At 42.7% G+C, this 25855-nt stretch carries 38 protein-coding genes; 33 read left to right on the top strand and 5 right to left on the bottom strand.

All coding sequences use genetic code 11. The features are described 5' to 3' along the window. The first annotated feature begins 3 nt into the window (after positions 1-3). The 26 genes from D7Y06_RS11410 to D7Y06_RS11280 all read left to right on the top strand — a co-directional run bounded on the left by D7Y06_RS11410 (position 4) and on the right by D7Y06_RS11280 (position 19356). Positions 4-2112 carry a PcfJ domain-containing protein gene (locus D7Y06_RS11410; RefSeq protein ID WP_120407922.1) on the top strand — a complete coding sequence of 703 codons (2109 nt, stop codon included), beginning with the start codon at positions 4-6 and terminating at the stop codon, positions 2110-2112. Positions 2113-2120: 8 nt separating this feature from the next. Continuing rightward, on the top strand, positions 2121-2375 hold the full coding sequence (locus tag D7Y06_RS11405) for a hypothetical protein (protein WP_120407945.1): 255 nt from the start codon (positions 2121-2123) through the stop codon (positions 2373-2375). After that, positions 2356-3396, top strand: a complete 1041-nt coding sequence (locus D7Y06_RS11400; protein WP_120407921.1) for a DUF5131 family protein — start codon at positions 2356-2358, stop codon at positions 3394-3396. Before D7Y06_RS11405 ends, D7Y06_RS11400 begins: the two co-directional genes overlap by 20 nt. Before the next feature lie 85 nt (positions 3397-3481). Continuing rightward, the gene (locus tag D7Y06_RS11395) at positions 3482-3787 is read left to right on the top strand and encodes a hypothetical protein (RefSeq protein WP_120407944.1); all 306 of its coding nucleotides are present in this window, start codon (positions 3482-3484) and stop codon (positions 3785-3787) included. Between the two features lie 11 nt (positions 3788-3798). Then, entirely contained in the window at positions 3799-4503 is a 705-nt protein-coding gene (locus D7Y06_RS11385) for a Holliday junction resolvase RecU (protein WP_243119279.1), read from the top strand. Next, positions 4463-5512 carry a DNA polymerase III subunit beta gene (dnaN, locus tag D7Y06_RS11380; RefSeq protein ID WP_120407918.1) on the top strand — a complete coding sequence of 350 codons (1050 nt, stop codon included), beginning with the start codon at positions 4463-4465 and terminating at the stop codon, positions 5510-5512. The genes D7Y06_RS11385 and dnaN overlap by 41 nt, the downstream gene beginning before the upstream one ends. A gap of 43 nt (positions 5513-5555) precedes the next feature. Continuing rightward, a complete protein-coding gene (locus D7Y06_RS11375; protein WP_120407917.1) occupies positions 5556-5867 on the top strand; it encodes a hypothetical protein in 312 nt (103 codons plus the stop codon). Positions 5868-5881: 14 nt separating this feature from the next. Continuing rightward, the gene (locus tag D7Y06_RS11370; protein WP_147415652.1) at positions 5882-6289 is read left to right on the top strand and encodes a hypothetical protein; all 408 of its coding nucleotides are present in this window, start codon (positions 5882-5884) and stop codon (positions 6287-6289) included. A gap of 39 nt (positions 6290-6328) precedes the next feature. Continuing rightward, a complete protein-coding gene (locus D7Y06_RS25645; RefSeq protein WP_147415650.1) occupies positions 6329-6580 on the top strand; it encodes a hypothetical protein in 252 nt (83 codons plus the stop codon). 39 nt (positions 6581-6619) lie between these two features. Further along, positions 6620-7066, top strand: a complete 447-nt coding sequence (locus D7Y06_RS11365; protein WP_120407915.1) for a YopX family protein — start codon at positions 6620-6622, stop codon at positions 7064-7066. Positions 7067-7077: 11 nt separating this feature from the next. Next, positions 7078-7398 carry a hypothetical protein gene (locus tag D7Y06_RS11360; RefSeq protein WP_120407914.1) on the top strand — a complete coding sequence of 107 codons (321 nt, stop codon included), beginning with the start codon at positions 7078-7080 and terminating at the stop codon, positions 7396-7398. Positions 7399-7401: 3 nt separating this feature from the next. After that, positions 7402-7827, top strand: coding sequence for a hypothetical protein (locus D7Y06_RS11355; RefSeq protein WP_120407913.1), 426 nt, complete (start codon positions 7402-7404; stop codon positions 7825-7827). A gap of 67 nt (positions 7828-7894) precedes the next feature. Next, the gene (locus D7Y06_RS11350) at positions 7895-8386 is read left to right on the top strand and encodes a hypothetical protein (protein WP_243119278.1); all 492 of its coding nucleotides are present in this window, start codon (positions 7895-7897) and stop codon (positions 8384-8386) included. A 160-nt stretch (positions 8387-8546) separates the two neighbouring features. Continuing rightward, positions 8547-9032, top strand: coding sequence for a hypothetical protein (locus D7Y06_RS11345; protein WP_120407911.1), 486 nt, complete (start codon positions 8547-8549; stop codon positions 9030-9032). Next, positions 9029-9232 (top strand): DUF6011 domain-containing protein, encoded by a 204-nt coding sequence (locus D7Y06_RS11340; protein ID WP_120407910.1) that lies wholly within the window; start codon positions 9029-9031, stop codon positions 9230-9232. Before D7Y06_RS11345 ends, D7Y06_RS11340 begins: the two co-directional genes overlap by 4 nt. A 100-nt stretch (positions 9233-9332) precedes the next feature. Continuing rightward, positions 9333-9923 carry a hypothetical protein gene (locus D7Y06_RS11335; protein WP_120407909.1) on the top strand — a complete coding sequence of 197 codons (591 nt, stop codon included), beginning with the start codon at positions 9333-9335 and terminating at the stop codon, positions 9921-9923. A 204-nt stretch (positions 9924-10127) separates the two neighbouring features. Further along, complete coding sequence (locus tag D7Y06_RS11330) at positions 10128-11159, top strand: sodium:solute symporter family protein (RefSeq protein ID WP_120407908.1); 1032 nt, start codon at positions 10128-10130, stop codon at positions 11157-11159. A 330-nt stretch (positions 11160-11489) separates the two neighbouring features. After that, positions 11490-11702, top strand: a complete 213-nt coding sequence (locus D7Y06_RS11325; protein ID WP_120407907.1) for a hypothetical protein — start codon at positions 11490-11492, stop codon at positions 11700-11702. A 108-nt stretch (positions 11703-11810) separates the two neighbouring features. Beyond that, complete coding sequence (locus tag D7Y06_RS11320) at positions 11811-12224, top strand: hypothetical protein (protein WP_120407906.1); 414 nt, start codon at positions 11811-11813, stop codon at positions 12222-12224. A 286-nt stretch (positions 12225-12510) separates the two neighbouring features. Next, complete coding sequence (locus D7Y06_RS11315; protein ID WP_158591357.1) at positions 12511-13533, top strand: sigma-70 family RNA polymerase sigma factor; 1023 nt, start codon at positions 12511-12513, stop codon at positions 13531-13533. A gap of 13 nt (positions 13534-13546) precedes the next feature. Next, on the top strand, positions 13547-14353 hold the full coding sequence (locus D7Y06_RS11310; RefSeq protein WP_120407904.1) for a hypothetical protein: 807 nt from the start codon (positions 13547-13549) through the stop codon (positions 14351-14353). A 74-nt stretch (positions 14354-14427) separates the two neighbouring features. Beyond that, positions 14428-15189 carry a phage antirepressor KilAC domain-containing protein gene (locus D7Y06_RS11305; protein WP_120407903.1) on the top strand — a complete coding sequence of 254 codons (762 nt, stop codon included), beginning with the start codon at positions 14428-14430 and terminating at the stop codon, positions 15187-15189. Between the two features lie 871 nt (positions 15190-16060). Then, positions 16061-16300 carry a hypothetical protein gene (locus D7Y06_RS11295; RefSeq protein ID WP_120407901.1) on the top strand — a complete coding sequence of 80 codons (240 nt, stop codon included), beginning with the start codon at positions 16061-16063 and terminating at the stop codon, positions 16298-16300. Then, complete coding sequence (locus D7Y06_RS11290; protein ID WP_120407900.1) at positions 16272-17483, top strand: AAA family ATPase; 1212 nt, start codon at positions 16272-16274, stop codon at positions 17481-17483. The genes D7Y06_RS11295 and D7Y06_RS11290 overlap by 29 nt, the downstream gene beginning before the upstream one ends. A 22-nt stretch (positions 17484-17505) precedes the next feature. Continuing rightward, on the top strand, positions 17506-18633 hold the full coding sequence (locus D7Y06_RS11285) for a tetratricopeptide repeat protein (protein WP_120407899.1): 1128 nt from the start codon (positions 17506-17508) through the stop codon (positions 18631-18633). Positions 18634-18732: 99 nt separating this feature from the next. Beyond that, positions 18733-19356, top strand: a complete 624-nt coding sequence (locus D7Y06_RS11280) for a hypothetical protein (protein ID WP_120407898.1) — start codon at positions 18733-18735, stop codon at positions 19354-19356. Between the two features lie 98 nt (positions 19357-19454). On the opposite strand, the gene D7Y06_RS25970 is transcribed toward D7Y06_RS11280, so the two are convergent. From D7Y06_RS25970 to D7Y06_RS11260, 5 genes are all read right to left on the bottom strand, one after another. Then, entirely contained in the window at positions 19455-19598 is a 144-nt protein-coding gene (locus tag D7Y06_RS25970; RefSeq protein WP_158591355.1) for a hypothetical protein, read from the bottom strand. 34 nt (positions 19599-19632) lie between these two features. Continuing rightward, entirely contained in the window at positions 19633-20040 is a 408-nt protein-coding gene (locus D7Y06_RS11275) for a type II toxin-antitoxin system HicB family antitoxin (protein WP_120407897.1), read from the bottom strand. A gap of 33 nt (positions 20041-20073) precedes the next feature. Continuing rightward, complete coding sequence (locus D7Y06_RS11270; RefSeq protein ID WP_120407896.1) at positions 20074-20487, bottom strand: type II toxin-antitoxin system HicB family antitoxin; 414 nt, start codon at positions 20485-20487, stop codon at positions 20074-20076. A gap of 39 nt (positions 20488-20526) precedes the next feature. Beyond that, on the bottom strand, positions 20527-20709 hold the full coding sequence (locus tag D7Y06_RS11265; RefSeq protein ID WP_120407895.1) for a type II toxin-antitoxin system HicA family toxin: 183 nt from the start codon (positions 20707-20709) through the stop codon (positions 20527-20529). A gap of 172 nt (positions 20710-20881) precedes the next feature. Next, entirely contained in the window at positions 20882-21127 is a 246-nt protein-coding gene (locus tag D7Y06_RS11260; protein ID WP_120407894.1) for a hypothetical protein, read from the bottom strand. A 285-nt stretch (positions 21128-21412) separates the two neighbouring features. Between D7Y06_RS11260 and D7Y06_RS11255 the strand changes: the two genes are divergently transcribed. The 7 genes from D7Y06_RS11255 (at position 21413) to D7Y06_RS11230 (ending at position 25815) form a co-directional block, all read left to right on the top strand. Beyond that, on the top strand, positions 21413-21847 hold the full coding sequence (locus tag D7Y06_RS11255; protein ID WP_120407893.1) for an HIRAN domain-containing protein: 435 nt from the start codon (positions 21413-21415) through the stop codon (positions 21845-21847). A 12-nt stretch (positions 21848-21859) separates the two neighbouring features. Further along, on the top strand, positions 21860-22024 hold the full coding sequence (locus D7Y06_RS26540; RefSeq protein WP_199714692.1) for a hypothetical protein: 165 nt from the start codon (positions 21860-21862) through the stop codon (positions 22022-22024). Between the two features lie 298 nt (positions 22025-22322). Beyond that, entirely contained in the window at positions 22323-22652 is a 330-nt protein-coding gene (locus D7Y06_RS11250; protein WP_120407892.1) for a hypothetical protein, read from the top strand. An 18-nt stretch (positions 22653-22670) separates the two neighbouring features. Next, complete coding sequence (locus D7Y06_RS11245; RefSeq protein ID WP_120407891.1) at positions 22671-23069, top strand: hypothetical protein; 399 nt, start codon at positions 22671-22673, stop codon at positions 23067-23069. Positions 23070-23274: 205 nt separating this feature from the next. Beyond that, complete coding sequence (locus tag D7Y06_RS11240) at positions 23275-24462, top strand: tyrosine-type recombinase/integrase (RefSeq protein WP_120407890.1); 1188 nt, start codon at positions 23275-23277, stop codon at positions 24460-24462. A gap of 143 nt (positions 24463-24605) precedes the next feature. Then, positions 24606-25028 (top strand): hypothetical protein, encoded by a 423-nt coding sequence (locus tag D7Y06_RS11235; protein WP_243119276.1) that lies wholly within the window; start codon positions 24606-24608, stop codon positions 25026-25028. Further along, positions 25021-25815 carry a phosphoadenosine phosphosulfate reductase domain-containing protein gene (locus tag D7Y06_RS11230; protein ID WP_120407889.1) on the top strand — a complete coding sequence of 265 codons (795 nt, stop codon included), beginning with the start codon at positions 25021-25023 and terminating at the stop codon, positions 25813-25815. Before D7Y06_RS11235 ends, D7Y06_RS11230 begins: the two co-directional genes overlap by 8 nt. Positions 25816-25855 lie beyond the last annotated feature (40 nt).

Raw genomic sequence — 25855 nt, 5'->3', positions numbered from 1 at the left:
TATATGGATAAAAGAGCACTATCGGCTATACCAAGGCCAGTATTTACGGATAAAAATAAGGAAATGCTGCTATTAGTGCCTCATATATCTTATCTGGCAACGGCAAGCAGGCAGGAAGTTAATGGAATTGACACGCTGATTATTAATTTTTTTCATGCAGAGGAAAGGGAATTAAAGCCGGCGTTCCGGACATTCTGTCAACCAGATGATTACATCACGCAGGATCTGACAACAGACAAAACCAAGTGGAAGACAGGGGCTATCAATTATCTTACTGGATATCTTTACTGGTACCGTAATGGAGGGAATATCGCAGTTGCCTCGGTTGAGGAAAGGGAAATTATTCTCGGATTCTTATATGAATTTAAGAAAAGGCATGATACCAAAGATTATGACAGGTGCATGGAACAGGGCAGATCCGTAACGGATACGGAACTGGAAGACCGTATAGACGAGTACCAAGACAAAATCAAGGAATGGAAATTGCAGGAAAAGCACAACAAAGAAAAGGCCGAGATTGATTTGCATATGGAAAAGTTTGGTGATGTTCCCAAAGATTATGACAGATTTGTCAGAGAAAAGGTATTTGGTGAAGAACACTATATTTTTTACAGCACTGCCAATAAGTCAGCATATTGCACAAGCTGCGAACTGGATTTTGAATTGGATAAAGAGAAACACCTCCGGCATAAGAAAATTCCTATATGGAATGACGTGGATAAGGTCAAACATAATCATACGGTTTTATGCCCTTACTGCGGAAAGTATTTCAAATGTAAAAGCGAGAGTATGAGCCGACAGAGTTTATTTGCAGTTCAGTGGAGTGTGTTGATTCAAAAGCATGAGGAGGATGTATTGGTAAGATACTTCTGTCATACAAAGGATTTTCGTATAAATTATCGCAATCCAGAGATTACCACAATGGAGAAATTCAGAACGGTACATACAGCTGAAAAGGCGAAAGATTTTGAATGGGCAAGATTTAAGAGTACATATGATTACCGCTGGTGCATATTCCATGACAGAAAATATAGTGGGTGGTGTCCTCCGGCAGAAATAACGGTACCAAGAAGTGCGGTTTTATACAACGAGAATCTGCTTAAAACGGTATCTGGCACATGTATGAAATATAGTGCGGTAGATATTTACATAGACAAGATTGTGAACAATAGCAACTGGCGCATATTGTTGAATAAACCTTGGACCATTGACTGGTATTTCAATCAGTATCGAAAGACACCATATCTGGAGCAGCTGCTTAAAATCGGATTTTATAAAATTGCACAGTCTGTTATGGAAGACCATAATTGTCCAGAATTTCAGAATGGGAAGACAGTATTGGAAACACTGGGGATAAATAAGCTGCAGTTTAATATGCTTCGGGAAGTGGGGAATCCAACGGTAAGAGATGTGATGATACTTTGGTATGCAAAGGAAATCCGACAGGAAGATTTTAAATTGCTCCGCTATATTCATGATGACGGATACGACAAAATGTATGAAAAGTATCTTGATATGAGGCAGTACACCACAATTTACAAAGTGGATAAGTACATAAATAAGCAGAGAATCAAACATGATGCTGATTATTTTGATTATATCAGATGGTTAGAGAAAATGGGCTACGATATGCGGAATGAGTTTAATTTGTTCCCCAGAAATTTTAGAAGGGCACATGATGAAATGTCAAAACAGTATATGAAATTCAAGGATAAGCAAGCCAGAGAAGACGCAAAAAGGTTTAACCGTCTTCTTAGAAAACTTAGGAAAGAAACAGCAGAAGTGGAGGCTATGAATCTCAATATTGATGGATTATTTATCAGACTGCCAAACAAACTGGAAGAACTAAAGGAAGAAGGAGAATCGCTTCATCACTGCGTTGGCACGTACATGGAAAAGGTGGAAAAGGGAGAAACAATGATTTTCTTTATTCGGCAAAAGGCAGCGCCAGAGAAACCATATTACACATTGGAATGGCATGGGAGAGTTGTTCAGTGCAGAGGTTTCCGTAACTGTGAAATGACGCCGGAGGTAAAAGCATTCGTTGAGATTTTTGAAAAAAAGATGGCTGAGTATGAGGCTGCTCCAAAGAAACAGAGGAAGGCGGGGTGAAACGGCAGATGATTAAAAAGAGTAAGGCAAGAAAACCGATAGCAAGGGAAATCACTTATTTAAAATATGGGTTTGTTATAACCAAGACTGAGAACCATTATTGTCCCAGGTGCAACCATGCTTTAAATGCCGGACCAAATTATCAGCCGAAATATTGTGACCAATGTGGGCAGAAAATTAATTTTGCAGGAATCATATGGAAAGAGGACAAGGAATTGGGATTTGCGAAAAGAGGTGAAGATTATGAATCGGTCAAAAATTGAATGGTGTGACCATACGTGGAATCCTATTACGGGATGCAGGCATGAATGTCCATATTGCTATGCAAGGACAATGACAGCCAGATTTGCAGGGGATGTAAGGCTGAATAAAATGGCAAAGAAGGATTATCTGATGGTGTCAGCCGCCGATGGGGGAGAAGATTTATATGTATTAGATTCCACCATGCTGAATGAAACAGGGCATCCGCTTGTGTATCCGTTTGGGTTTGCCCCTACGCTCCACAGATACCGGATGGATATTCCGGCGAAACTTAAAATGGGGAAAAACATTTTTGTCGGTGCGATGGCGGATGTATTTGGGGGGTGGGTACCAGAAGAATGGATTAAGGAAATCATAGATATCTGCAGGGCATATCCAATACATAATTATTTGTTCCTCACCAAGAACCCAGAGAGGTATGAGCGCATTGACGCTGCTGGGATGCTCTCAGCAGATGAAAATATGTGGTATGGCTCAACGCTTACCAAACCGGAGGATAGGTGCTTTGTATCAAATACCCATAATACTTTTTGGAGTATAGAGCCTATTCATGCACCCTTCCAGATATGGGAAAAGGATAAATTTTCACCTGATTGGATAATCATTGGTGCGGAAACAGGGAATCGAAAAGACAGAATTATTCCTAAAAGGGAGTGGATAGAGGATATTGTTTCTGGCTGTGACAAGGAAGGGATTCCAGTATTCATGAAAGACAGCCTGATACCGATTGTTGGACAGGAAAATATGCGGCGGGATTTTCCGAAACAGCTTAAACATTCCAGGATAAGCCCTAAGATAAAAAAGAAGATGTATGATACATGTGCTGAGTGCAAAGCTCACTTGAAAAAAAGTGATATGATTACCCTGCTTGCCAGGTCAAAACGTGGGGAGCAGCCGAAACAGTTTGGGTTTATGTGCAGGGAGTGTTTCAAGACATTCTGCAAAAACTTAGGCTTGGATATACCGAAACTGGAGGAGTTGGCAGAAAGCATTACGATTGGTTCCGGTGATAATGATGGCTAAATGGAACAGGAATGGAGAAGGCTATGCAGATAGTACTGCGGGTATAGCTATACGGAAAGTATCAAGAGAAGAGAGGAAGGTTGCCATGGGAAAGAAAAGAAGCTGCAGACGGACAATGGATGAAAGTGTTATCCATGATAAAGCTGTGAAAATGCGGAAAATGACAGATGAACAACTGGTGCATTATGTAGAGGACAGGGTGAAAAAGGCAAGGAGTGAAGGCTTTAACCAGGGTAAGGAGGTAAAAGCAGAAACATTACAGTTTACTATTACTGATTTTGCTGAGGAAATTGGCACAATAAAGGGGATTGGGATGGTAACAATGGGCAAAATTAGGGAATTAACAGACAAACGATTGGAGGGATTAAAGAATGTTGGCCAAGGGAGATAGAGTAGTAATGAATGATAAGTACCATGTTCCAGAGCGGTATCGTGGTAAAGAGTTTATTGTTACAGCAGGACCACAGAAAGTTTGTGGGACAATGTGCGTATGGCTTGATGCATACAAAGGTTGTTATGCAGAGGATGGACTGTCAAAGGTTGGTGATAAGGATGCCTGATATAAGACGGCAGATTATTGGCAGGCGGAGTAAAGAGTCCGGGGACGCCTTCGAACGATGGCTGTCAAGTTCCTGTGAATTTTATCTGCAAAAAGGCTGGGCACACATAGAAAAGACACCAGAACCTTTTCACATCACCGGAAAGGACGGAAACGGCGTTGTCCGAGGATATTACGAAAAGAAAGGGCAGCCAGACTATAAAGGCATTTTATGTGACGGAACCGGTATTATGTTTGAGGCAAAGCATACGGATTCTGACAGAATAAATCAAAGTGTTGTTACAGATACCCAATGGAAGAGCTTGGACATATATGAGAAATTTGGAGCACGCTGTTATGTAATGGTTTCTATTGGCTTGGTGAAGTTTTATAGAGTGCCTTGGGATATCTGGAAGAGAATGAAGGAATTATTTGGCCATAAGTTTATGACGGAACAGGAATTAGAGGCATACAGATTGCAAGACTGCCCAGGAACAATACTCATTTTGGAAGGAGTGGAGTTAAAAGATGAAGATACAAAAAAAAGAGTTAGCGCAGAAATTAAATAGAGTAAAGATGGCTGTACCCAAGAAGCCCATACAAGCGGCATTACAGGGGGTTTTAGTAAAGGATGGTTATTTAATAGGCAGCAACCTGGAAACTACCATCAGGGCTAAATTAGAGGGAACAGAAAGGGAATGCTTTATCATTCCGGAGAGAGCGTTTGATTTGATTAACAATCTGCCGGATGGAGAGGTGGATATTTCAGTATCATCGAAAAATACCATGACGATTAAAGCAGATAGAATTAAAAATAAGTATCAGACAATGTCTCCAGAACAGTTTCCGGTTGTTTCTGCATGGGAAAATGAAAAAGAACTGAGCATTGATGCAGATATATTGTTAGAATCCATGAAGCGTGTATCATATGCAATTCCGGCGCAGGGAACGAATGCAGTAATGAATTCTATGTGTGTTCAGGCAGCGGAAGGAGAGTTAAATTTTGTTGGGCTGGATGGCCATGTGCTTGCATGGGACAGGGTAAATTATGATGGGGAGTTTGAACTGCTAATACCCAAAAACACGGTTGAAAAGCTGAAATCTCTTGGAATCACGGGTAAAGTACAGATTAAACATAATAAGACACAGGCTGTTTTTATTACGGAAGAATATGAGGTATATACCAGGCTGATGGAAGGGGAGTATTTTAAGTATAAAGCTATGTTTAATAAGCTTCCTTTGCATACGGTTATATCCAGAGAAAATCTGCTGGAAGCCATAACGAGAGCAAAGATGTGTACGGATGAATTTAAACCCGTTAGATTTGAATTACAGGGCCGCTCTCTTAATCTGAGCATTAGGGACAGTACTACAGATTATGACGAAACAGTGGACCTTCAGGAAGAGCTTTCAGATAAGCTTGTGATAGGTTTTAATGCAAAACTGGTAATGGAAACATTAAAAGCTTTTGATTGTGCGAATGTAGGTATGGCTTTTGGAGGAGCTAAAATGCCAATGATTGTGGAGGCTGAGGACAGCGATTTTAAAGCAATCGTGCTCCCGGTGGCCATGGAGTAAGAAAATATGGGCAAATACTATTTGAGGATTTTGGAGGTATGATATGAAGATTAAAGAGAATAGAATGAGAAGTTTTGTTGAACGGGGAAATGAGTTGATAACTAATGGAAAGACGCCAGAGGCAATGAAACTGGTAGAGAGAGGGCTGGGATACTATACAGACCGGATTATGAAATCTTTATCACCTTATGCTAAAGCAGATGCAGGGTTGATTCTGTTTGTTATGCGTCATCTGGCTAATGAAATTGAGCGGAATCATCCAGGAGCAAAAGAACTTGCGGAAGGAATGGAAAAGTGTGTGGTTACGCCGCCACTCATTGAAGTTGAGAAGCGGAAGAAAGCTAATATGGAATGAAGGGATGGCGTGTTATGGATGATAAAATACTGCTTGAATTTGTAAATAATCTGCTTACACAGACTGAATTGAATAAAGTCAAGTGGTACACTGGGCCAACAAAGGAATTCCCGTATGAAAACAATCAGTTTGTTTGGTGGACAAATATTTATAATGGAACAATTTTTTTGCAAAGAAATTTTGATGGATTTAATAAACCAACAATTAATATGTTTATAAAACCAAATATTAGTTCCATATATGATATTAGAGATTATCATATATGCTGTGAAGAAGAATTTCAAAAACGGTTATATAAACTTTACAAAACTCTTTGCTATACATGTCCCAAATTAGAAACATTTATAAAATCTTTTTTGCAGGGAGCGGAAGAGATGCCGGATCTATTCATAGATAAGAAAGAAGGAGACAAGGGAAAATGAGTGCCAGGAATACGGCAGAAAAAAGAAGGAGTAAGTATTATGGCTTACGGACATAGAAATTTATCTGCAAAGATGGAAGAATCGGTGCGGATTATGAGAACACATGGAAAACTTATCAGATATGACGGCGGGTTTTGGTCATGGGTTGGCGTTGAAATACATCATTGCAGAAATGGGGCAGATACTTATAGGTGTCCAATTTGGTATTGCAGTGTCAGAACACTTAGGGCATTGGATAAAAGGCATATAGTAACCCTTGATGAAGAAAACAAAGTATGTCAAATGATTTAAGGGAGTGGTTTGCGGGGAAATGGAATGAGGTGAGGAAAGATGAGGGAATATTTGTACAAGGCAAAGCGTAAAAACTGGAAAGAGCTACCGAAAGAAGATTGGTGGGTCAAGGGGTACTTGTGGGTGGGAAATGATTTTTCATGCATAACACCACATAATGTAGGCATTAGCTACTACAAAGACACAAAACGTGTAATAGCGTTTTCTTATGAAGTAGACCCCGATACTGTCTGCGAATATACTGGAATCCCTGACAAGAGTGGCAGTAAGATTTTTGAAAATGATATTTGCCGATATAGGAACAGCATTGTTCGTATATTGTGGAGCAAAAAGCATCAATGGGGTGCCGAAATATTAGAATCTAATAGTGCATTAAGCAAAGGGTTGATTTTCCCTTTATGGCAGTATGGTAACTGTGAGGAAAACGGAAACAGGGAGTTAGAGGTTATCGGCAATATTTTCGACAACCTGGAATTAGCGGGATAGGAGTAACATAAATGAAAGGACAGCTGAGATTTGACGAATGGATGAACATATCAGAAGAAAATCCGTTCCCCAAGCCTGTTAAAGGGCGTATCCAAATGGTAGACCCGTGTTATTACTGTGCGTGTAATTCATGCATAAACAATGCAGAAAACTCAAAAGTTACTCCCGACGAAGTTTCAGATAATTGGGATCCATGCTTCTTTTGTGATGATTGCCGGAAATTTGACAATGATACATCAAAAAGAAACTTGGAAAGAGAAGAATGTATAAGGTATGAAATTAGCAGCTATCATGCAGAACAGAATAGAAAGAGTTTTAAAGTTATGAGGTGAATTATGACAGACAGTGAGAATAAACTTTTTTTCTTCTTGGAATTTCTCCAGGAGGTAGAAAAGGAGTTATCCATGGAAGAGGAAAAGCAGGTAATGATTGAAAAAGCTATCAATTTAAAAATGATGTGTGACTATGTTGTCAGCTGTTCCTACGGTGATATAGTTTTGATTATCTGCATGTTGCATGATTATGTGAAAATGCTGGATGGGGTAAGGAGCGATATTCAGTGGGAATGCTATTATCGTGAGAAATTTTTAAAAATCGCTGATAGATTGTCAGAACAGATAGAATACGATTATGACGCAGCACTGGAAAAATGCCAAAAGAAATTAGAGAAAAAGGAGAAACCTGGAGATATTGGAGAGGATGCTATGTCATTAGCTGTAAAATATGGCGGCAATAAAACTAAGACAGAGAAGAAAGGATGATTTGATGGACAGAAAAAAAATAACAAATTTTCTAGGGAATCTCCTTGTACAGGAAAAATTTAGCGGAATGGGAAAGTATTGGGCCAGAGAGGTCAGTATAGACCCATGGGCGGCAAAAGGAAAGCCTAAGAGGGTTGATTTTATGCAGTTCGTCCCGGATGGGCAGTGCGCTGTATCAGCTATAGAAAAGGGAATATTTGTCTGTTATGAAATCAAAAGCTGCAAAAAAGACGTTTACAGTGGAAACGGACTGAATTTTCTTGGTGAGAAAAATTACATAGTGACAACGATGGAATGCTACAAAGAACTGCTGCAGGATTTACGGGATGGGACATTTGCAAGACATTTATATGAAGTGGCGCCAGGTTCATCTTTTCACTTTGGAATAATGGTTGCAGTACCTTTTATGTCAGAGATTACAGATGAATTTGAAAACCCAACTAAAATTGACAGCGAAAATGGGAGATGGAAACTAAGCGTTATTAAGCAGTGCAATCCAGGGCTGAGGACAAGACCTATGGCAGAGTTATTGTTTTGTATGCTGAGAAGCGGGCATTAAAATGGGAGGGATTCGACGTGGTAAGACCTATATTATTTAATACGGAAATGGTTATGGCTATTTTACGCAATGAAAAGACCAGTACAAGGAGCTGGTTAGGGCAAAAAGTAAGAATGCCTGTGGTTTTTACGTGACAAAACGGAAATGTGATGGAGTCTTTATGGGTGTATATGATTATGATGAAAACGAGAAGCAGTTTGACAGCCCACAGGCTCCGCCCGCACAGGTTGGGGATATTTTGTGGGTTAGGGAAACATGGAGTGAATGGACAGACGGATATGTATATAAAGCATGGACATCACCATATCCGCAGCCGGGAAGATATACGGATAAAATGATGAAATGGCATCCTTCAATACATATGCCAAAAGAAGCTGCCAGAATCTTTCTGAGGGTGACGGATGTTCGGGTGGAGCGTCTGAAAGATATGACACTGGATGATTTCTTAGCGGAAGGAGTGATACTCAGGCCAGAAGCATTTAATGATCCAGAGAATGCCTATATGCAGAGTAAAAAGTTATTTATTCATATATGGGATTCTACAATCAAAAAGGAGCAATACGATTTATTTGGATGGGATGCAAATCCATGGGTGTGGGTGATTGCATTTGAAAGATGTGAACAACCAGAGGGGTGGTGCGTATGATTTGTTTGAATTGCGGGAGAAAGCTAAGAAGTGCAGTAAGCGTGGAGGCAGAGTACGGTCCTGTCTGTTACGAGAAAATGTTCGGTACCAGCTTACGAAGTAGCCGAAAGGACAGAGTTTCGGAGGTGGATGACACAGCCTGTTATGATATACCCGGACAGATGACAATAGAAGAATATCTGCAGACGATTTCCGAATGAAAGGCAAAAGGAGAGTGCTTTCGCAACCCTCCCAACAGACAGTTACATTATATCATAATTCAATATGAATTGGAAACAAATTTCAAGGAGGTGCGAAAACATGGATAGCCAGAAGACTGACAATGGCGCCTTGGTAGTTTTGACACATGAACAGCTGAAAGATATTTATGAGAAATCAGCAGCTATTGGGGCAAAAGAGGCTCTGAAAATGTTTGAGCAGGAACGAAAAAAGGAGCAGGGGAAGAGAGCAGATAGGCGTTTGAGAAATACTAAGCTGTTACTTCGCAATTATCATATGCTGAAAGAGCATGCAGAAAATTCAGTGTTTGGCAGAACACAAATGGAGGAATCTGCACTGGATATTCTGGAATCTATGATGTCAATGTACGATAATGAGGTTATTATTGAGAGTATAAAGCGCAGCGCCACCAGGACAGCAGTTATAGTTTCCCACATCGAAACAATGTTTGGATTGTATAGGGAGTACTGTAAAAGTGCGCCAAACCGGGATATTGAAATGAGAAGATATGATGTTGTATGGGATATGTATATGGCGGACCGTACTTTATCTGTAATGGAGATTGCAGAAAGGCAGCATATATCAAAGGATAGTGTCTATTCTGATTTACGGATGGGCACTGAAAGGCTGACAGCCCTAATTTTTGGGGTGGATGGCTTGAACGTTCGATAAATACTCCATCTCAAAAAAGTTTCCATTGCAATTACAATATAAATGTGCGAAAATAGTATCTGTAAAATTCTAAATCAAACGTGTAGGGAAGTCTGAGGTTTTTTGACTTCCTTTTTTCATGCAGTTTTTCTGGGAAAGGAGAGGATCAGGCAAAGACGCAGGAAAGCATGAAGCTCCTTCAAAATAAAAAAATGGAGGAAAAATATGGATTATACTTTGTTTGTACTGCTGGCCTATGCAGTGGTAATGTTTGGGGCAACAGTATTTATGACAAAAAAAGAGGACAATATCGAGAAATTCTGTGTCGGGAATAGGAATACTGGCTGGACGGTGTCGGCTTTGAGCATAGCGGCCACATGGATATGGGCACCGGCTTTGTTTACATCGACCGAGAATGCCTACACGAAGGGTTTTGCAGGACTCTTTTGGTTTCTGGTTCCAAATGTGCTGTGTCTGATACTGTTCATTCCCTTTGCAAAAAAGATAAGGAAAGAGATTCCGGGAGGAATTACATTGTCCGGCTATATGTATGAGAAATATCATTCCAAAGCTGTGAAAAATATATATTTGTTCCAGCTTGGTGTATTGTCGGCATTATCAACAGGAGTACAGCTGTTGGCTGGAAGCAAAATATTAAGTATGCTTACCGGGATACCTTTTACAGCAATGACGGTTATTATGGCAGTGATTGCCTTTTCGTATTCGCAGTTTTCGGGAATCACAGCCTCAATACTGACAGATGCGGTTCAGATGGTCTTTATGTTGGCCGCCAGTATCGGTTTTATCGTTTTTGGTATAAAGAATGGTGGAGGGCTGGAAACGTTGGTTATGGGGCTGGGAGGAGCCGCAGGGGATGCCGGAACACTATTCTCAAAAAGAGGATGGGAAATTTTTTTAGGGTTCGGACTTCCAACAACGATAGGTCTTATCTCAGGTCCATTTGGAGACCAGTGCTTTTGGCAGAGGGCATTCTGTGTCAGAAAAGACAGAATAGGCAGGGCTTTCCTGGCGGGAGCGCTGCTGTTTGGAATCGTGCCTTTGTCAATGGGGATGCTTGGCTTTATCGGTTCTGGCATGGGATATGTTGCAGTGGATACTGGAATAATTAATTTTGAACTGATAAGCACACTATTCCCAGGAGGGGCGGTTATTCCGTTCCTGTTTATGGTTGTATCGGGACTTCTGTCGACGATTGAAAGCAATCCAGTTTATTTCTTTATTTGTAAATATCCTTAGGCCTCTAATTATCAGGATTTTTCCCCGCTTTTTGTTTATGGGCTTTTATTGGGCATATAAAAAAGTGGTGTCAATTTTGGTGTATTGGTGTCAGGCAGAAAATGAATAGAAAAAGTGCTTGACATAAATATTTGTTATTATTTGCTATTCTATACTTTCATTGCTTTTATTTCCACGTATTTGTAAAAAGTGAGGAGTTTTCCTATTACCTGTTGCGTTGTGTCCATGACAAGGATAAGAGCGTGATTTGTTATAATGTTTATAGAGATACCCAGTTAATTGTTTAATGCCTAATAAACACAAGTAATCAAAGAATGGAGGTAAAATTTCATGGAGAAGAAAGAAAAAGCAAACCAAACCTTGGTAACATTGTCAGATAAAAGGCTGCTTGATGTCAACGAGTTCTGCATCTATGCAAGCGTTGGCCGGAACACTGCATTAGAGCTGATGAAAACAACGGGCGCACTATTTAGAATAGGCCGGAGGACATTGGTTGACCGGGTGAAATTTGACCGCTGGTGCGACGAACACAGCGAGGCGTAATTCTGGATGGACCTGGAGGCGAAAAGAATGTCCGGTTTGGGTGAGGCGGCAGCAGGTTTTAGGATGCTGATTGTGTAACCGGACAAGGGAAGGAGTAAGTGGGCTGGCATGGGCAGGAAGAAAAAATATTCCCCTAAGGCATTTGAAAGTGCCGGAAAGACAAATGATACAAGCGCCAATATTTATGACTCCATGCTTATTTCTGCAGCTTTCAAAGATTTGAATGCCAGGCAGAGAATGTTATATGTTTACTGCAAAAACCAGTATTATGGCAAGCGGAAGCCCCAGGCGGATTACCCGGATATGGATGCCGTTCAGGGGGATGAATGCTTTTATTTGAACCATGCCCTTATTACAGATGTGTATGGCCTGTATCCGAAAACCAATCACCGGGATTTCTACAGGGATATGCAAAAGCTGGCTGAGAATGGATTCATTGAAATTATATCAAGCGGCTATGCGGCAAAGAAGCGGAGCATATACAGATTTAGCGAAAAATGGTTAAGCTGGAAACCGCCATAAGTTAAAACCCTTGTTACACCACGTAACAAGAATTGCCCAATCTTGTTACATCATGTAACAAGATGCCGTTTTTTTGATAACAGCCTTGTTACACCACGTAACAACTGTACCAGATTTTTGGGTGCCTGCCTTGTTACATGGTGTAACAGTATATATAAAGTTTACCATAAGATACCTTTAAAAAAATAAAACAGGCTAAGAGGGATAAAAGGGGCAAAAATTCTTTCTGACGCCAGGGAGATACCTGCATGCGGAAATGGAAATATGGCTGTATGGGGGAAAGCCTTTGACTGTTCCGAAAGGGAGGATATATATCAGCCGGGTTCTAAGGCTGTTGTTTCCTGGTAACATTGTTACCACGCTGTTACTCTCATGTTACCCTCATGTTACCATAGATGGATGGTTTGGGCTGCTGCAACGGTATCTTTCTGGAAAGGGGGCGGCAGCAGTGTCAAATGAGGAAATTGTGAAACAGATACAGCAGGGCATTGACGTTTCGGGGAATCAGGAAAGGCTTTGGGAGAAGAACAAAGGTTTTGTGGTGCAGTGTATAAAAAAGCATGTAGGGCATTGTGAGGAACAGGATTTTAATGATTTTCTACAGGAGGGGTTTATAGGTTTGATAGAAGCGGCTTATTCTTTTAAATCCCAGCAAGGAGTAAAGTTTCTGACATATGCGGAATACAGCGTGAGGAAATGTGTTTACAGATACAACGGGCTGAATACCTCTATGGTCCGCATCCCGGAATATCTCAAAACAAGAATGCGGAAACTGGCTGTATTTAAACGGGATTACAGAGCCTTGCATAACCGGGAGCCAAAAGCAGAGGAAATACGGAAAGCCCTGCATATTTCTCACCGTTCCCTGTGCCATTTGGAGAAAACTATTTTAAAAATGACCACCAAAAGCCTGGATGAATATATATTAGATAAAGGGGGCGATTGCCTTATCGACATTCTTTCAACGGATGAAAGTATGGAACAGTTAGCTGGAAGCAGTGAATACCAGAGGGAACTGCATGAGGAACTGGAAGAGGCCCTTTCCATCCTGGATTCAAAAACAGTGTGCATGATACGCTTTGTGTATTATCAGAGAAACAGTTATGCCAGGACTGCCGAAGTATTTGGATGCAGCAGGCAGGCGGTTGAGGAAAGGATAAAAAAAGGATTTTATAAAATACTCCATTCAGGGCACAGGGAAAAGCTGGAGGGCTTTATGTGGGAGGGGTACCATGTGGATTCTAAACGTCTGTGTGATTACGTGGACATGGATAAAGTGGACAGGATGGGTAGCGGCTGGCTACTTTAATGCAGGAGGGATTATGACGTATTTTTATGATTATTTTGCAAAGGAATACAGGGATGCACACAATGGCCAAATTTTACCGTCTCCTGAAGCCATCTTCCGGGATATCAGACACGAGGAGGTTAAAAGGTGCAGGGATGTCTTGAAAAATACATTTTCCCATTATCGGAGCGGCAGGAATGCAGAGGCATTGGCAAGGCTGTTAAAAGAGTACCGGGAATATGTTTCCTGCTGCCATGATGAACACGCAAAGAACAGGTATAACGCTTTGGTCTATCGGTATATGGTGGATGTCCATGTTGGGAGCAGGGCGATAGCCGCAAGGCTGGGAGTGGCAAAGGAAACGGCGCTGAACTATATTGACAGGTGCATGGATGAAATGCTGGTGCTGTGCATGGGTGTGCCGGCAGCAGGGATGCCGGGACAGAAAACGAAGATTATCCGCATGCTGGTGGATGGAAACAGGCTCCTGCGCAGCATGGCAGGAGAATATGTGCTCTGCCTTTTCCCTGGGAAAAAGGAGCGGGGGGCCGTAGAACAGGGCAGGAAACTCACAAGGGATATCATGGTACGGTTTGCAGATGCAGTTGAAGCGTATTCCGGCTACTGTAATGATAAACATGCCTGTATCGATACCGATATCCGGAAAGCAGGGATTTTAGAGAAATGCCTTGCCGGGACCTGCCCTGCTGCCATAGCCGAAGAATATGGGTGCTGTGAAAGCACAGTTTATGCAGATATCCGGGAGAATGAAAGGCGGCTTGCGGCTATGCTGTTTGGTACGGAAGGGGAGATGGCAGGCAGCGTCAGGATTGTAAAATAGGCCGATATGAGAAAAAGGCATTTCCTGAACACAGGCTCTGGGCCAGAATAAAGACAAAAAGGGGGATTTCAAGAATGGAACGGTTGCGTATGATAGAAAATGAACTTGTGCCGGTATATACTGCCAGTACAGGAGAGAAGGTTGTTTATGGTACGGATCTGCATAAAGTGTTGGGGGTGAGTACTCCTTACAGAATATGGGCAGAGAGACGCCTTGGCGAAAGTGATGCAGTGGAAGGTGGTGATTTTGAAGCTGTACAAATCTGTACGCCTTCTGGTCAAAATATGAAAGAGCATATCATCCAGTTGGATACCGCAAAGGAAATGGCTATGCTGGAGCGTAATGAAAAAGGTAAGCAGGTCAGGCGGTATTTTATCCAGGTTGAAAAGAGATATAAAAAGAGCAATTCCGGAACACTGCCAACGGGCAAAGAATTGATTGCTTTGGCAGTGATAGAGGCACAGAAAACTATTGCAGAACAGGAGCAGGCCATTCAGAGGATGAAGCCGAAAGAACGGTTTGCAGATGCAGTGTTATCTTCCAGCACTTCCATACTGATTGGGGAGCTGGCCAAAATTCTTTACCAGAACGGAGTGGATACCGGGGAAAAGAGGCTGTTTGACTGGATGAGGCAGGAAGGGTTCTTAATCCGGAGGAAAGGGATGGATTATAATATGCCGACACAGCGGGGCATGGAGATGAAGCTGTTTGAAGTAAAGGAGCGCACGGTCAATAATCCGGACGGCAGCGTCAGGATAACCAGGACAACGGTGGTGACGGGTAAGGGCCAGCAGTATTTTATAAACAGGTTTTTGCGGGAGCAGGGCGGAGAATAGATTTCCCCCTGCTTTTTTCTGCCCCTGCCTGATGCGGGGCATGGGAGCACCTGGAGGGGAGGAGTACGAACGAAGGGTATCTTCATAAATGCGTGAATGAATCCGAACGTTCGCTTTTGGGAAAACAAAACGAATGCAGGGCTGCAGCCCTTTGGAAATACGAAAAGAGGCTGGGGGAGCCTTAGAAAACACGCTGTTCCAGGTGTCCTGCTCCTGCTGCCATTTGGAAGAAATAAAGCGAGCGTTCGCATTCCACGGTCGCAAAACGGTTAATGCAACGCTGCATGTCAGATATGGGTCTGTGACGCATGCAGGGACAGTAATTTGGCAGTTTATGAGCAAAGGCATGTTTTCTATCATTTGGCGCCATAAAGGGGCTGTATGGGGAAATAAAAGGGTATGCCAGAGGGCCAGAGGATGAAGGGGGTATTTCTTTTTGGAATATTTTGGTGTATGATAAGAGAAAAGAACAGGGGAGAAGATGTGCTATAAAAAAGAAACAACTCCAATTAAAGTGACAGATAAGATTATAGAATTGTGCAGCGGGATAGTCCGGATATGAAACCGGGATATGTTTCGGTTAAAGCGCAGGAATGGAGCCTGCCAAAGGAATGTTTTCCGAACGTCCGGCGGATGGTTCGGGAACATGGAGGGCAGAAGGGGAATGGATAGGGCTCTGTGGTTGTCAGATTGCCCCAAATCCGTTTTAAATTGGCTTAGACGATATTTTTACCGTTGAAAAGGGAAAAGGGGCAGAATGGTCAAAATAACGGCCATGAAAGGATTGGGGCAGGCAGCAGGTTTGTATGTGGAATCAAATGGGGAGTGTTCTTCTGGCCGTAAATAGTGTTATGCCGTATAAAGACGGGAAATGAAAAAGGGGGAGATTGTGGTGGATGTGTTTAATATTATTTGTGGGGTATGCTCTATAGCAGGGCTGTTGGTATCTGTTTTTACGGCAAGTAAGGTGGTAAAGATTATGCAGACGATTAATTGCGGCAATAATGATGACCATTCTAAGGTGGTTAATAAGAATAAAAAGAGTACATTCCATGGCTCATATGTGGGGAGGGATAGTATAAATGGGACCGGAAGTAGTGAACAAAAATAAGAACTGTGTTTTTAATGGTCCATATGCAGGGCGTGATTTGTACATTACCATGTATCAGGAATCAGAGCGTGAGTTTGTTGTCACGCATAATGCCAATATAAAGCCAGTGTCTTATTTTACCGGGCGTGAGACGGAACTTAAGGAACTGCGCCAGAGGATAGAGGAGGGCCGGAAGTCTGTCCTTGTAAGCGGCATGGGTGGGATTGGCAAGACACACATCTGCAGAAAGCTGTTTGAGGAATATCTCAATAAGCATGCAGAGGATGGAAATGGACCATTTCGGCATATCGGGTATATTGAGTACAGCGGGGATATGGACGGCAGTCTGCAGAACTGCTTAAAGTTTAAGCAGCAGGACAGTCCTGAGAATAACCGGGAGGCGGCATGGAGGGAACTGGAATACCTGGCGTCAGATGGGAAACTGCTGCTTTTTGTTGATAATGTGGACAAGACGCTGGGCGCTGATCCGGGATTGCAACGGTTAAGAGGGATACCAGGAGCGGTAGTATTGACATCCAGACAGGCATCTTTCAGTGATGACTTTGAGCCATACAGGATAGGGTTCCTTGACATGGAGCAGTGCAAGGAGATTTATGAGAAAATCCGGTATGAGGGCAGCAGGGGTAAGATTGGGCCGGAGGAAGTTGAGGATCTGGAGTATATCATAGAAAACCTGGCGGGCAGGCACACCATTACGGTTGAACTTCTGGCCCATTTGGCACGTACAAAACCCTGGACAGTGGAAAAGCTGAGGGAAGAGCTGGGGCAGAAGGGTTTCCGGCTGGCATTCCACAAGAATGGGGAGCTTGTTAATATCCAGGAATCCTATGAAGTGCTGTATGATTTGTCAAGTCTGACAGATGCAGAGCAGAATATTTTGGAGGCATTCTCTGTATTTCCGTATATTCCTTTGGCGGCAGAGACGTGTAACCAATGGTTGCTTGCGGATGCTGGAGTTAGTGAAGATGATGATATTCTGATGGGGTTATATCAAAAAGGATGGTTACAGTTTGCTGTGGAGCAGGAAAGTTATGCTATGCATCCAGTATTTGCACAGTTTATTTATGAGAAATATAAGCCTAATACAGAAAAACATACAGGGTTAATAGAGGCATGTCGGGACTATATGGAGATACCGGATAGTGGATCAGCACTAATGTCAGAAGTTTATACCTTTTTCTGAAAAAATTGTGGAAAAGTTAAATATGGGGAAGGAGTTGGAGCAAATTGGTTTATTAAGTAAATTTGCATATTTGTTACATTATGTAGGGCAATATAGAAAAGCAGAAAAATTGTACAAATGTCTTTTGAAAATCGATAGGGAGACATGGGGAGAAAATCATCCAGAAGTAGCTATCGGCTATAGCAACATGGGATCGGTATATGAGGAGCAGGGAGAGTATGAAAAAGCGAAAGGGTTGTATGAAAAGAGCCTGAGGATACGTGAAAGAGTGCTGGGAGAGGGTCATCCGGATACAGCCAGAAGCTATAGCAATCTGGCGGGAGTATATGAGAAGCAAGGAGAGTATGAAAAAGCGAAAGAGTTGTATGAAAAGAGCCTGAGGATACGTGAAAGAGTGCTGGGAGAGGGTCATCCGGATACAGCCAGAAGCTATAGCAATCTGGCGGGAGTATATGAGAAGCAAGGAGAGTATGAAAAAGCGAAAGAGTTGTATGAAAAGAGCCTGAGGATATGTGAAAGAGTGCTGGGAGAGGGTCATCCGGATACAGCCAGCAGCTACCATAACTTAGGGTTAGTATATGCGGCTCAGAGAGAGTATGAGAAGGCAGAAGAACTGTTCGAAAAGAGCCTAAGGGTGCATGAAAGGATTCTTGGAGAGAACCACCCATGCACAGCTACAAGCTACAGTTGTTTGGCATCAGTATATAGGAAGCAGGGAAAGTATGTAAAGGCAGAAGAACTGCATCAAAAAAGCCTGAGGATACGTGAAAGAGCGCTGGGAGAGAACCATCCGGATACAGCCAGCAGCTACAATAATCTGGCATTAGTATATAAGGAGCAGGGAGAGTATGCAAAAGCGCAAGAGTTGTATGAAAAGAGCTTGAGAATTAGTGAAAAGATGCTGGGAGAGAATCATCCAGAAACAGCTATTAGCTATAATAACTTGGCAGTATTGTATAAAAATCAAAGTGAGTATAAAGATGCAACAACTTATTATCTTAGAGCATATAAGATTTTTAAATTAAAACTAGGATTGCTCCATTCATATACTCAGTTTACATATAAAAATATGGAAATATCATATTATAAATGGAAACCAGAAGGCAATTTTGAGCAGTGGTTAGAAGAAAAGATGAAAGAAGAGGACTAAAGATAAGGGAAGTAGAGAAGAGGATTGTATTTTGTGAGATGGTATAAACATAGTCACGTTAACTTTTGCACATAAAGAGCTAAAGGAGAGGACAAGCAAATGAAAAAATATTGGAAAGAAATCTTGCTTGGGTTAATTGTTGTATTGCTTATTATTCCCTTGGGAATTGCATTTTTGCTTAGGTTTGAATTTGTTATAACCGATACATCCAGTGGTTGGATTGGTTTTTGGGGAAGTTATCTAGGAGGTATTGTTGGAGGCCTGATTACTTTGTATGTAATGTTTAGAACATTGAAAGAAAACAGGGAACTGCAAAGAAAAGAGCATAGGATTGCTTTTTGCAATGAAATATGCAAACTGTCAGGAGAAATTTGTGGGGCAATAAACAGGGAGAGTATTTATATTCGTAAATATGCAGATAGTAAGCTGGGTAATGATAAAGAGGATCTGTTTAATGCTTTGTTGGCAAAGAATAAGGCATCAGAATTATTACATATTTGTTCAGCGCAATTAATCTCTAAAATTGCTGATTCGGAATATATAGGTGCAGAGAAACTTATGGACAGGATTCAAATGCTTGGTCAATTAGAAAGTGAAATAAATATTAAATTTGTTTATACAGCAAATGATGAAGAGCAGTTGAAAAGGACTTGTGATAAAATTAAGCCAGTATTAGGAGAAATGAGGGACTGGATAGTGGAATTTTTGGAAGATAATGCATAAGGGTGTGATTAAGGGCAGAGATTAAAATTACATAGGCAACGCAAAAGGCATATGCAGAGGAGCACATGCCTTTTATTTTTGGCTATAACCCGAACAGATCAGCATGGCAATTCCTCCGTCAATTCGGCAAATAGAGCCTCTGTGTTCCCAGTGAATAAGGTACCGCCGCCGCTTTCCAGTTCCGCCATAGAGGATATAGTTTCTGTATTGGGTATTTCTTCTGTAGGATATTCCTGCCACATGGTTATGCCCTCCTGTGGATTGGCTGAATCAGCCTTATCTTGCATGGCCGGCATTAAGCAGCTGCATAAGTCCATCCTGGAGAACCTGGGAGCAGTTTACCCCACGCTTTTCTGCCAGGGTGGCCATCCATGCAGGAAGTGAGACATTTTTACGGACTGCCCTGGTGTCGGTTGCTGCCCGGTATGCGAACGTATCAATGCGGATGATGGAGCAGGTGGCATTTTCCGGAATATCCAGTTTATGCTGGGGAGTGGGGGCCGGGATTTCGTTCCCCTCATCCTCGGCCACAACGAGCCATCCGCTGGCAGCATCGGTAATCATTTCAATGGCATCATCAATACTGCTGCCGGTTGTAATGCATCCGGGAAGATCAGGCACTTTGCAGTAGTATTTGGTTTCGTCCTCATTAGGCACGAATGTTGCGGTATAGATATATTTCATGGTTCAGCCTCCTTTGCTGGCGGCAGGGAGGATTTACCTCCCGCCCTGTTTTGGGAGCTGTAAATAATCAATAAGGGCAGTCTCCAAAAGACGGGAGTAATTGACTTTCTGTTCTTCTGCAATCCGTTTGAGCCATGCTGGAAGAGTAATGTTTGTCTTAATGCGTTCATTGTCACGCTTTGTCCGGTATAAATCAGGGTGGATTGTGACAGGCATTACAACATTTCCCTCTGTATCTTCTTTGGAGAGGTTCACGGATGGAGTGGGGATTTCCTCATTGTCACATTCCATACTGTAAACATGGAGGCTTGCGGCTTCTGCTGCCATGTGTGCAGCTTCTTCCAGATTATCCCCAATACTGATACATCCGGGTAAATCAGGGAAATAGATACTATATGAGCCGTCTGTTGATGGTTCAAAAACTGCAAGATAAGTTAAATTTTGCATAAATTACGCTCCTTTCTATGATAATCGCAGGCAGTAGGACTATTTAAGTCCCGCCTGCTTGTAAATGCTGTTTAGTGTTCCCGGTTTCAAGTCCCCGTTGTGATTTGGTACTGTGACTTTTCCGGGCTTTGTTGGATGCTTTAGGCTTATGTGGGAGCCTTCCTGATTGGTGGTGTACCATCCATCTTTGCGAAGCATCTTTAGTATTTCCCGAACTGTCATATTGTGTCCTCCTTATATTATGTATTATACGCCTGCTTCATGCGCATGTCAATAGATATACTCATAAAATAGGCGTATAATTGTGAATAAGGAAATCATATTGAGGATAGTATGCGCACCTGCTGCCAGAAGATACCGTATTCCGTTACCTGGTATACCAGAATTGTGACGACTATTCCTTATCAGGTTTTGAAGCCGGGGAGGTTTGGTTATCTCGGTTCATTGTCTCGGTGATTGCACGTACAACGAAAGCATTTGTACTTTCCCCCATAGTAGCGGCGTGTTCTTGCACCTTTGCTTTATCGCCTTTGGGAACTCTGATCCGGATATCCTCAACGGATTCTTTCAGATATTTTTCATTGGCTTTTTTCCGGGCTTCCGTGTAACCAGTGTATGTGCTTTTCTTTTCATCTGACATAAGATGCACCCTCTTTCTTTTATACGTTCCAGTGGGGCGGCAATTTATAGATGCACCTTCTCCACTGTACAATGATATTATATCATAAGTCAATACATGTGTCCATGTGCATAATGCACAAATGTTAAACACATGGGAACATGTAATTTTAGGTATTCTGTCAATGGAAATGTATGTGCCCATGTGCTATACTAATATCATCAAAGAGAACAGAACAGCCACGGCAGACGGGAGTACCGAAAGGGAAAGCAAAGGCAGAGCTTAGACTTGGAAAGGAGAAATCACATGAAGGACATAAGGACAATTCGCCAGACAGTAGCAACCATGGCAAACCAGTTACATAAACTCGGATATTCTTTATCCCAGGCATTTAAAACTGCATGGAAACGTGTTAAGGAATCCATGACCTGCAGAGTATCAGGTGTAACGTATGAGAACCGCCAGCAGTTATTAAAATACATTGCCGGCCGGAAAGAAGATGACCTGACCGTATACCTTAGACGTGACAAGGCTAATACCTATGACAGGTATGCTGTAGCGGTTGTGATAGGGATAAAGGGCATAGGATATGCACACATTGGTTATCTGGCAAAAGGCCTGGCTCAGAGCATGGCGCCGGTACTTGACAAAGGCATACAGGTAAAAAGCACTTTAAAACAGATAACTGGGGGATATGGTTACAAAGAAGCCTTCGGGGCATTGATAAATATTTCAGTATAGGGGGATTCATATATGGCAAAAAGAACACCGCTGAAAGCAATCCGGGCCAAATGTTTAGAGTGCAGTTGTGGACAGGTGAAGGAAGTAAAACTGTGCCTTGTAAAAAAATGCCCCCTATATGAGTATAGAAGCGGCCACAGGCCTTTGGTGGAGGAAAACACCGCTGAAAGCATTTAAAATAAAAAACCGTGGGCTAGCGCATAGTTTTTTAGCATAGAAAGGGAATATAAGGAGGCAGGGAATGGATTACAGCAGTTTAACGATTGAGGACTGTATCAGGAAACTGGAGCAGGAAGGCATGTCCGCCGTCATTGAAGACGGGGAAGTTACCGGATTTATAAAAGAATAGAAAATGCCCTTACCAGAACGGCCATTCTGATAGGGGCAGGTAACCCAGCAAACAAGCAAATTTGAGGGGTATGCAGGGATTATAACATTCCTGCTGCCTCTTGTCAAAGGAAAGAGGTAGGTAAAATTGCAGAATACAGAAACAGCCAGGGGGGCCACGGCTTATGCAAAAGTCGTGAATATCAGTGATTATAAGGGCAGGAAGGAGGAAAAGGCAAGGGTACAGCAGAAGAAAATCCAGTCAGCAGATAAAAAGTTTGCCGCACTTGGGGAAACGGGCCAGCGGAAAGTATTATGTTATATGATTGGGTATATGAGTGCGTCGAAAGATTTGATTGCATCCGGAAAGCCGGTACACGGAAATGAAGTGTCAGAGTTTTTTAAGGAGATGGAGGACGCAATAAACGAATCCTGGCAGGAATTCCGGCCGAAAAAAGGAAAGCCGGGAATATTATAGGGAATGGAGGAACAGACAATGGAAGGACATAAAGTGTTTTATACAGCGGCAGACATAGCCGCAGACCTCTCCATCAGAGAGGAAGAGGCTGTGAAACTGGTAAAGGCAATGCAGAGGAAATTGAAGGCAGCAGGCACGATGGTAATGCCCGGCAAAGTACCTGCTGCCTGGTATGAATCACAAAAGGAAGGAGGTTTTATGGATATAGGGCAGCAGGAGGAACGCATACCGCTGACAGAGAGGAGGCTTTTGAGCATTAAAGACTTCCAGGAATATGCCGGGGGGATAAGCGACGGGAGGGCCAGGAAGCTGGTAAAAGAGATTGGGGCGTCCGTTTACATTGGGGACAGGTTATTAGTGGACCGCATCCGGTTTGAGGAATGGTGCACAGCCCAGAACCAGCAGGAGCGGCAGTAGAAAACGAAGGGGAAGGAAGGGGGTGGAAAAGTAAAGGCTCCCGCCATGCTGCAACATGGGAGAGCCTGAAAGGAGCCAAGGCGCATGATAAGGCACGCCGAAGCATTAATATTATAACCAAAAATATAATTGTTCACAAGAAAAACTGAATATGGAATGAGGCGGTCCTGCTGCCTCTTTGCGTAACAGGAAGGAGCTGGAATATATGGCAGACAGTAAGAAAGCTTTACCGCCCGGGGTTTCTATTCGTAAGGATGGCAGGTACCAGGCAAGATATACCTTTAACGGCCAGAGACATACGATTTACGGCAAAGACTTTAAGGAAGTCCAAAAGAAGCTCAGGGATGCAAAATATGAAATAGACCATGGCATTTATGCCAAGCCGGACAGGATAACGGTGGATGAATGGTATCAGACCTGGATAAAAGAGTACCGGAAAAACATTGTCAGGGAATCCACATTTGCCAGTGATACGCATTATTACAGGCATGTGAAAGGCATGATTGGACAGATGAAGCTGCAGGCCGTGCGCCCGGAACATATCCAGCGGATTATAAACAAGATGCTGGGAGAAGGTTATTCCGTGGGGTATATAGGAAAAATAAAGGCATTTTCCAACCTTCTTTTCCGCCAGGCATATTTAAATGGCATAATTATGACAAATCCAGTGGAGCGGACAGTACTCCCCAAAGCTGAGAAAAAGGAGAATGTACATAAAAGGGCATTGACAGAAGAGGAACAGAAAAGATTCCTTGTGCATGCAGAACAGGAAAAACCGTTCTATGCGGATATTTTTTACCTGGGGTTTTCCACCGGGATGCGTATTGGGGAAATAACGGCCCTGGAATGGGGAGATATAGATTTTAAAAATATGGAAATCCATGTGAATGGGACAATGGTAAATATAGCAGGGGAAAAACTCCACAAAGGCCCGGTAAAGACGGCCAACAGCAAAAGGACGGTGCCAATGCTTGCAGAAATTGCCAAAAGGCTGAAACGGCATAAAGCTGAACAGGCAAAGCTGCGTTGGAAACTTGGGGAGAAATGGGAGCCGGCGGAAGGGCTGGAAAACCTGGTGTTCACATCACCATTTGGCAAACCACTCTGGAGGGTATCTGTTTCAAAGTTCATCAGGGAGATAATAAATAAAATGAACACGGAAGAGGAAGCCGCAGCGGAACGGGAAGAAAGGGAGGCATTGCGGATGGAGCTGTTCTGCCCACATGCAATGCGTCATACGTTCGCAACAAGAGCATTGGAAAGGGGGATTCCGCCTAAGGTAGTACAAAGTTATCTTGGCCATTCGGATGTAAATATAACTTTGAACATTTATACCCATGTGACAGCTGAATTGGAGAGGGAGGAGATTGTAAAAATTGCAAACCAGTTTTAAGCCGGGAAAGGCAGTGGGCAAAAGGGCAGCAGGTGTCAGAATTTGAGACTGCTGCCCTTAATTCATAAATGGTGTCAACGATGGTGTAAAACAGGATTTTATTTTATAGGAATAGTAAGAAATATAGGGATTTACAGGGGTTTATGAAAAAATGGGAACTATCGACGATTGATAGTAACTTGTGTGCGATATCGTCCCTCACAACAGACATTTTTCAGAAAAATACAATGTGGAAAACAAAACTTTCCATGATTCTGCTGTTGGCCGCCGGCATTACAGTAGCGAATATCCCGGGGCTGACAGTAACACATCTTTTCCTGATATATGGAACCCTTAGAGCTTCTACATTGTTGCCAACGGTTCTTACCCTTAAAGGCGTAAGGCTTGCGTCGCAGGGCATAGTGGCAGGAATTATCTCAGCCATGCTGATTGGACTGCCAGTGTTCGGGTATGGAAATATAAAGGGGATTGCCATTTGCAAGACCGCAGGAAGCCTTCTGACCGTTATCCTCTCCGGAGCCGTGGCTCTGGCAGTGAGCAGAAAGCGGGGTGAAAACCATGGGTGACGTACTTGGGAGAAAGCAGCGGATTAAAAATGAAGACTGGATGGAGACATTCGCAAAGATTGAAGAACTTGTCACTAAGGCAGAGCTGGATAAGCAGGTTAAGAAGACAGTGTCAGAGATAAAGAAAAAGACCAAAGGGAAGAAAGCCGCATTTGCGTGGAGCGGCGGAAAGGATTCCCTGGTTCTGGGGGAAATCTGCCGTATGGCGGGGATAGCCCCCTGTGTGCTCGTTATTTGCAATTTGGAGTACAAAGCATTTATAGAATGGGTGAAGGCTCACAAGCCGCCGGAATTGGAAATTATCAACACAGGGCAGGATATGAAATGGCTTGCTTCCCATCCTCAGATGCTTTTCCCGCAGGAGAGCAAGACTGCAGCCCGATGGTTTCATATTGTCCAGCACAGAGGGCAGGCAAAGTATTACAAAGAGCATGAGCTTGATATTATGCTCCTTGGACGGCGCAGGGCGGATGGAAACTATGTGGGAAAGGGTGATAATATATACACCAACGGGCAGGGCATGACAAGGTATAGCCCTTTGTCTGATTGGAGCCATGAAGAAATATTGGCATTTATCCACTACTACGGAGTGGAGTTGCCACCGATTTACGATTGGAAGAACGGGTATCTTTGTGGCACACATCCGTGGCCGGCAAGACAGTGGACTGGGAACACACAAGCCGCATGGGCAGAAATCTACGAAATAGACAAATCCATTGTAATTGAAGCCGCTGACAGCATCCAGAGCGCAAAAGAATTTCTGGATGCTTTAACTATTTGCAGATAGTTGTCATATGTCTAAAGCTCCTCCAAATAACAGGCAGGAG

It is taken from the genome of Roseburia sp. 1XD42-69 (assembly GCF_003612565.1).
Lineage (GTDB): Bacteria > Bacillota > Clostridia > Lachnospirales > Lachnospiraceae > Roseburia_B.
The sequence above is the reverse complement of the archived record's forward strand: the minus strand, read 5'-3'. Positions and strand labels throughout refer to the sequence as shown.

Coding starts and splice junctions, on each gene's coding strand:
- D7Y06_RS11255 (WP_120407893.1), top strand. CDS start 21,413: ATGAAGGACATAAGGACAATTCGCCAGACAGTAGCAACCATGGCAAAC.
- D7Y06_RS11325 (WP_120407907.1), top strand. CDS start 11,490: ATGGAGAAGAAAGAAAAAGCAAACCAAACCTTGGTAACATTGTCAGAT.
- D7Y06_RS11350 (WP_243119278.1), top strand. CDS start 7,895: ATGGGAAAGTATTGGGCCAGAGAGGTCAGTATAGACCCATGGGCGGCA.
- D7Y06_RS25970 (WP_158591355.1), bottom strand. CDS start 19,598: ATGTGGCAGGAATATCCTACAGAAGAAATACCCAATACAGAAACTATA.
- D7Y06_RS11270 (WP_120407896.1), bottom strand. CDS start 20,487: ATGCAAAATTTAACTTATCTTGCAGTTTTTGAACCATCAACAGACGGC.
- D7Y06_RS11355 (WP_120407913.1), top strand. CDS start 7,402: ATGACAGACAGTGAGAATAAACTTTTTTTCTTCTTGGAATTTCTCCAG.
- D7Y06_RS25645 (WP_147415650.1), top strand. CDS start 6,329: ATGGCTTACGGACATAGAAATTTATCTGCAAAGATGGAAGAATCGGTG.
- D7Y06_RS11305 (WP_120407903.1), top strand. CDS start 14,428: ATGGAACGGTTGCGTATGATAGAAAATGAACTTGTGCCGGTATATACT.
- D7Y06_RS11280 (WP_120407898.1), top strand. CDS start 18,733: ATGAAAAAATATTGGAAAGAAATCTTGCTTGGGTTAATTGTTGTATTG.
- D7Y06_RS11310 (WP_120407904.1), top strand. CDS start 13,547: ATGACGTATTTTTATGATTATTTTGCAAAGGAATACAGGGATGCACAC.
- D7Y06_RS11290 (WP_120407900.1), top strand. CDS start 16,272: ATGGGACCGGAAGTAGTGAACAAAAATAAGAACTGTGTTTTTAATGGT.
- D7Y06_RS11275 (WP_120407897.1), bottom strand. CDS start 20,040: ATGAAATATATCTATACCGCAACATTCGTGCCTAATGAGGACGAAACC.
- D7Y06_RS11385 (WP_243119279.1), top strand. CDS start 3,799: ATGATAAGTACCATGTTCCAGAGCGGTATCGTGGTAAAGAGTTTATTG.
- D7Y06_RS11330 (WP_120407908.1), top strand. CDS start 10,128: ATGGATTATACTTTGTTTGTACTGCTGGCCTATGCAGTGGTAATGTTT.
- dnaN (WP_120407918.1), top strand. CDS start 4,463: ATGAAGATACAAAAAAAAGAGTTAGCGCAGAAATTAAATAGAGTAAAG.
- D7Y06_RS11245 (WP_120407891.1), top strand. CDS start 22,671: ATGGAAGGACATAAAGTGTTTTATACAGCGGCAGACATAGCCGCAGAC.
- D7Y06_RS11395 (WP_120407944.1), top strand. CDS start 3,482: ATGGGAAAGAAAAGAAGCTGCAGACGGACAATGGATGAAAGTGTTATC.
- D7Y06_RS26540 (WP_199714692.1), top strand. CDS start 21,860: ATGGCAAAAAGAACACCGCTGAAAGCAATCCGGGCCAAATGTTTAGAG.
- D7Y06_RS11345 (WP_120407911.1), top strand. CDS start 8,547: ATGGGTGTATATGATTATGATGAAAACGAGAAGCAGTTTGACAGCCCA.
- D7Y06_RS11335 (WP_120407909.1), top strand. CDS start 9,333: ATGGATAGCCAGAAGACTGACAATGGCGCCTTGGTAGTTTTGACACAT.
- D7Y06_RS11320 (WP_120407906.1), top strand. CDS start 11,811: ATGGGCAGGAAGAAAAAATATTCCCCTAAGGCATTTGAAAGTGCCGGA.
- D7Y06_RS11365 (WP_120407915.1), top strand. CDS start 6,620: ATGAGGGAATATTTGTACAAGGCAAAGCGTAAAAACTGGAAAGAGCTA.
- D7Y06_RS11375 (WP_120407917.1), top strand. CDS start 5,556: ATGAAGATTAAAGAGAATAGAATGAGAAGTTTTGTTGAACGGGGAAAT.
- D7Y06_RS11260 (WP_120407894.1), bottom strand. CDS start 21,127: ATGTCAGATGAAAAGAAAAGCACATACACTGGTTACACGGAAGCCCGG.
- D7Y06_RS11265 (WP_120407895.1), bottom strand. CDS start 20,709: ATGACAGTTCGGGAAATACTAAAGATGCTTCGCAAAGATGGATGGTAC.
- D7Y06_RS11410 (WP_120407922.1), top strand. CDS start 4: ATGGATAAAAGAGCACTATCGGCTATACCAAGGCCAGTATTTACGGAT.
- D7Y06_RS11235 (WP_243119276.1), top strand. CDS start 24,606: ATGAAAAAATGGGAACTATCGACGATTGATAGTAACTTGTGTGCGATA.
- D7Y06_RS11340 (WP_120407910.1), top strand. CDS start 9,029: ATGATTTGTTTGAATTGCGGGAGAAAGCTAAGAAGTGCAGTAAGCGTG.
- D7Y06_RS11405 (WP_120407945.1), top strand. CDS start 2,121: ATGATTAAAAAGAGTAAGGCAAGAAAACCGATAGCAAGGGAAATCACT.
- D7Y06_RS11240 (WP_120407890.1), top strand. CDS start 23,275: ATGGCAGACAGTAAGAAAGCTTTACCGCCCGGGGTTTCTATTCGTAAG.
- D7Y06_RS11295 (WP_120407901.1), top strand. CDS start 16,061: ATGAAAAAGGGGGAGATTGTGGTGGATGTGTTTAATATTATTTGTGGG.
- D7Y06_RS11360 (WP_120407914.1), top strand. CDS start 7,078: ATGAAAGGACAGCTGAGATTTGACGAATGGATGAACATATCAGAAGAA.
- D7Y06_RS11285 (WP_120407899.1), top strand. CDS start 17,506: ATGGGGAAGGAGTTGGAGCAAATTGGTTTATTAAGTAAATTTGCATAT.
- D7Y06_RS11230 (WP_120407889.1), top strand. CDS start 25,021: ATGGGTGACGTACTTGGGAGAAAGCAGCGGATTAAAAATGAAGACTGG.
- D7Y06_RS11370 (WP_147415652.1), top strand. CDS start 5,882: ATGGATGATAAAATACTGCTTGAATTTGTAAATAATCTGCTTACACAG.
- D7Y06_RS11400 (WP_120407921.1), top strand. CDS start 2,356: ATGAATCGGTCAAAAATTGAATGGTGTGACCATACGTGGAATCCTATT.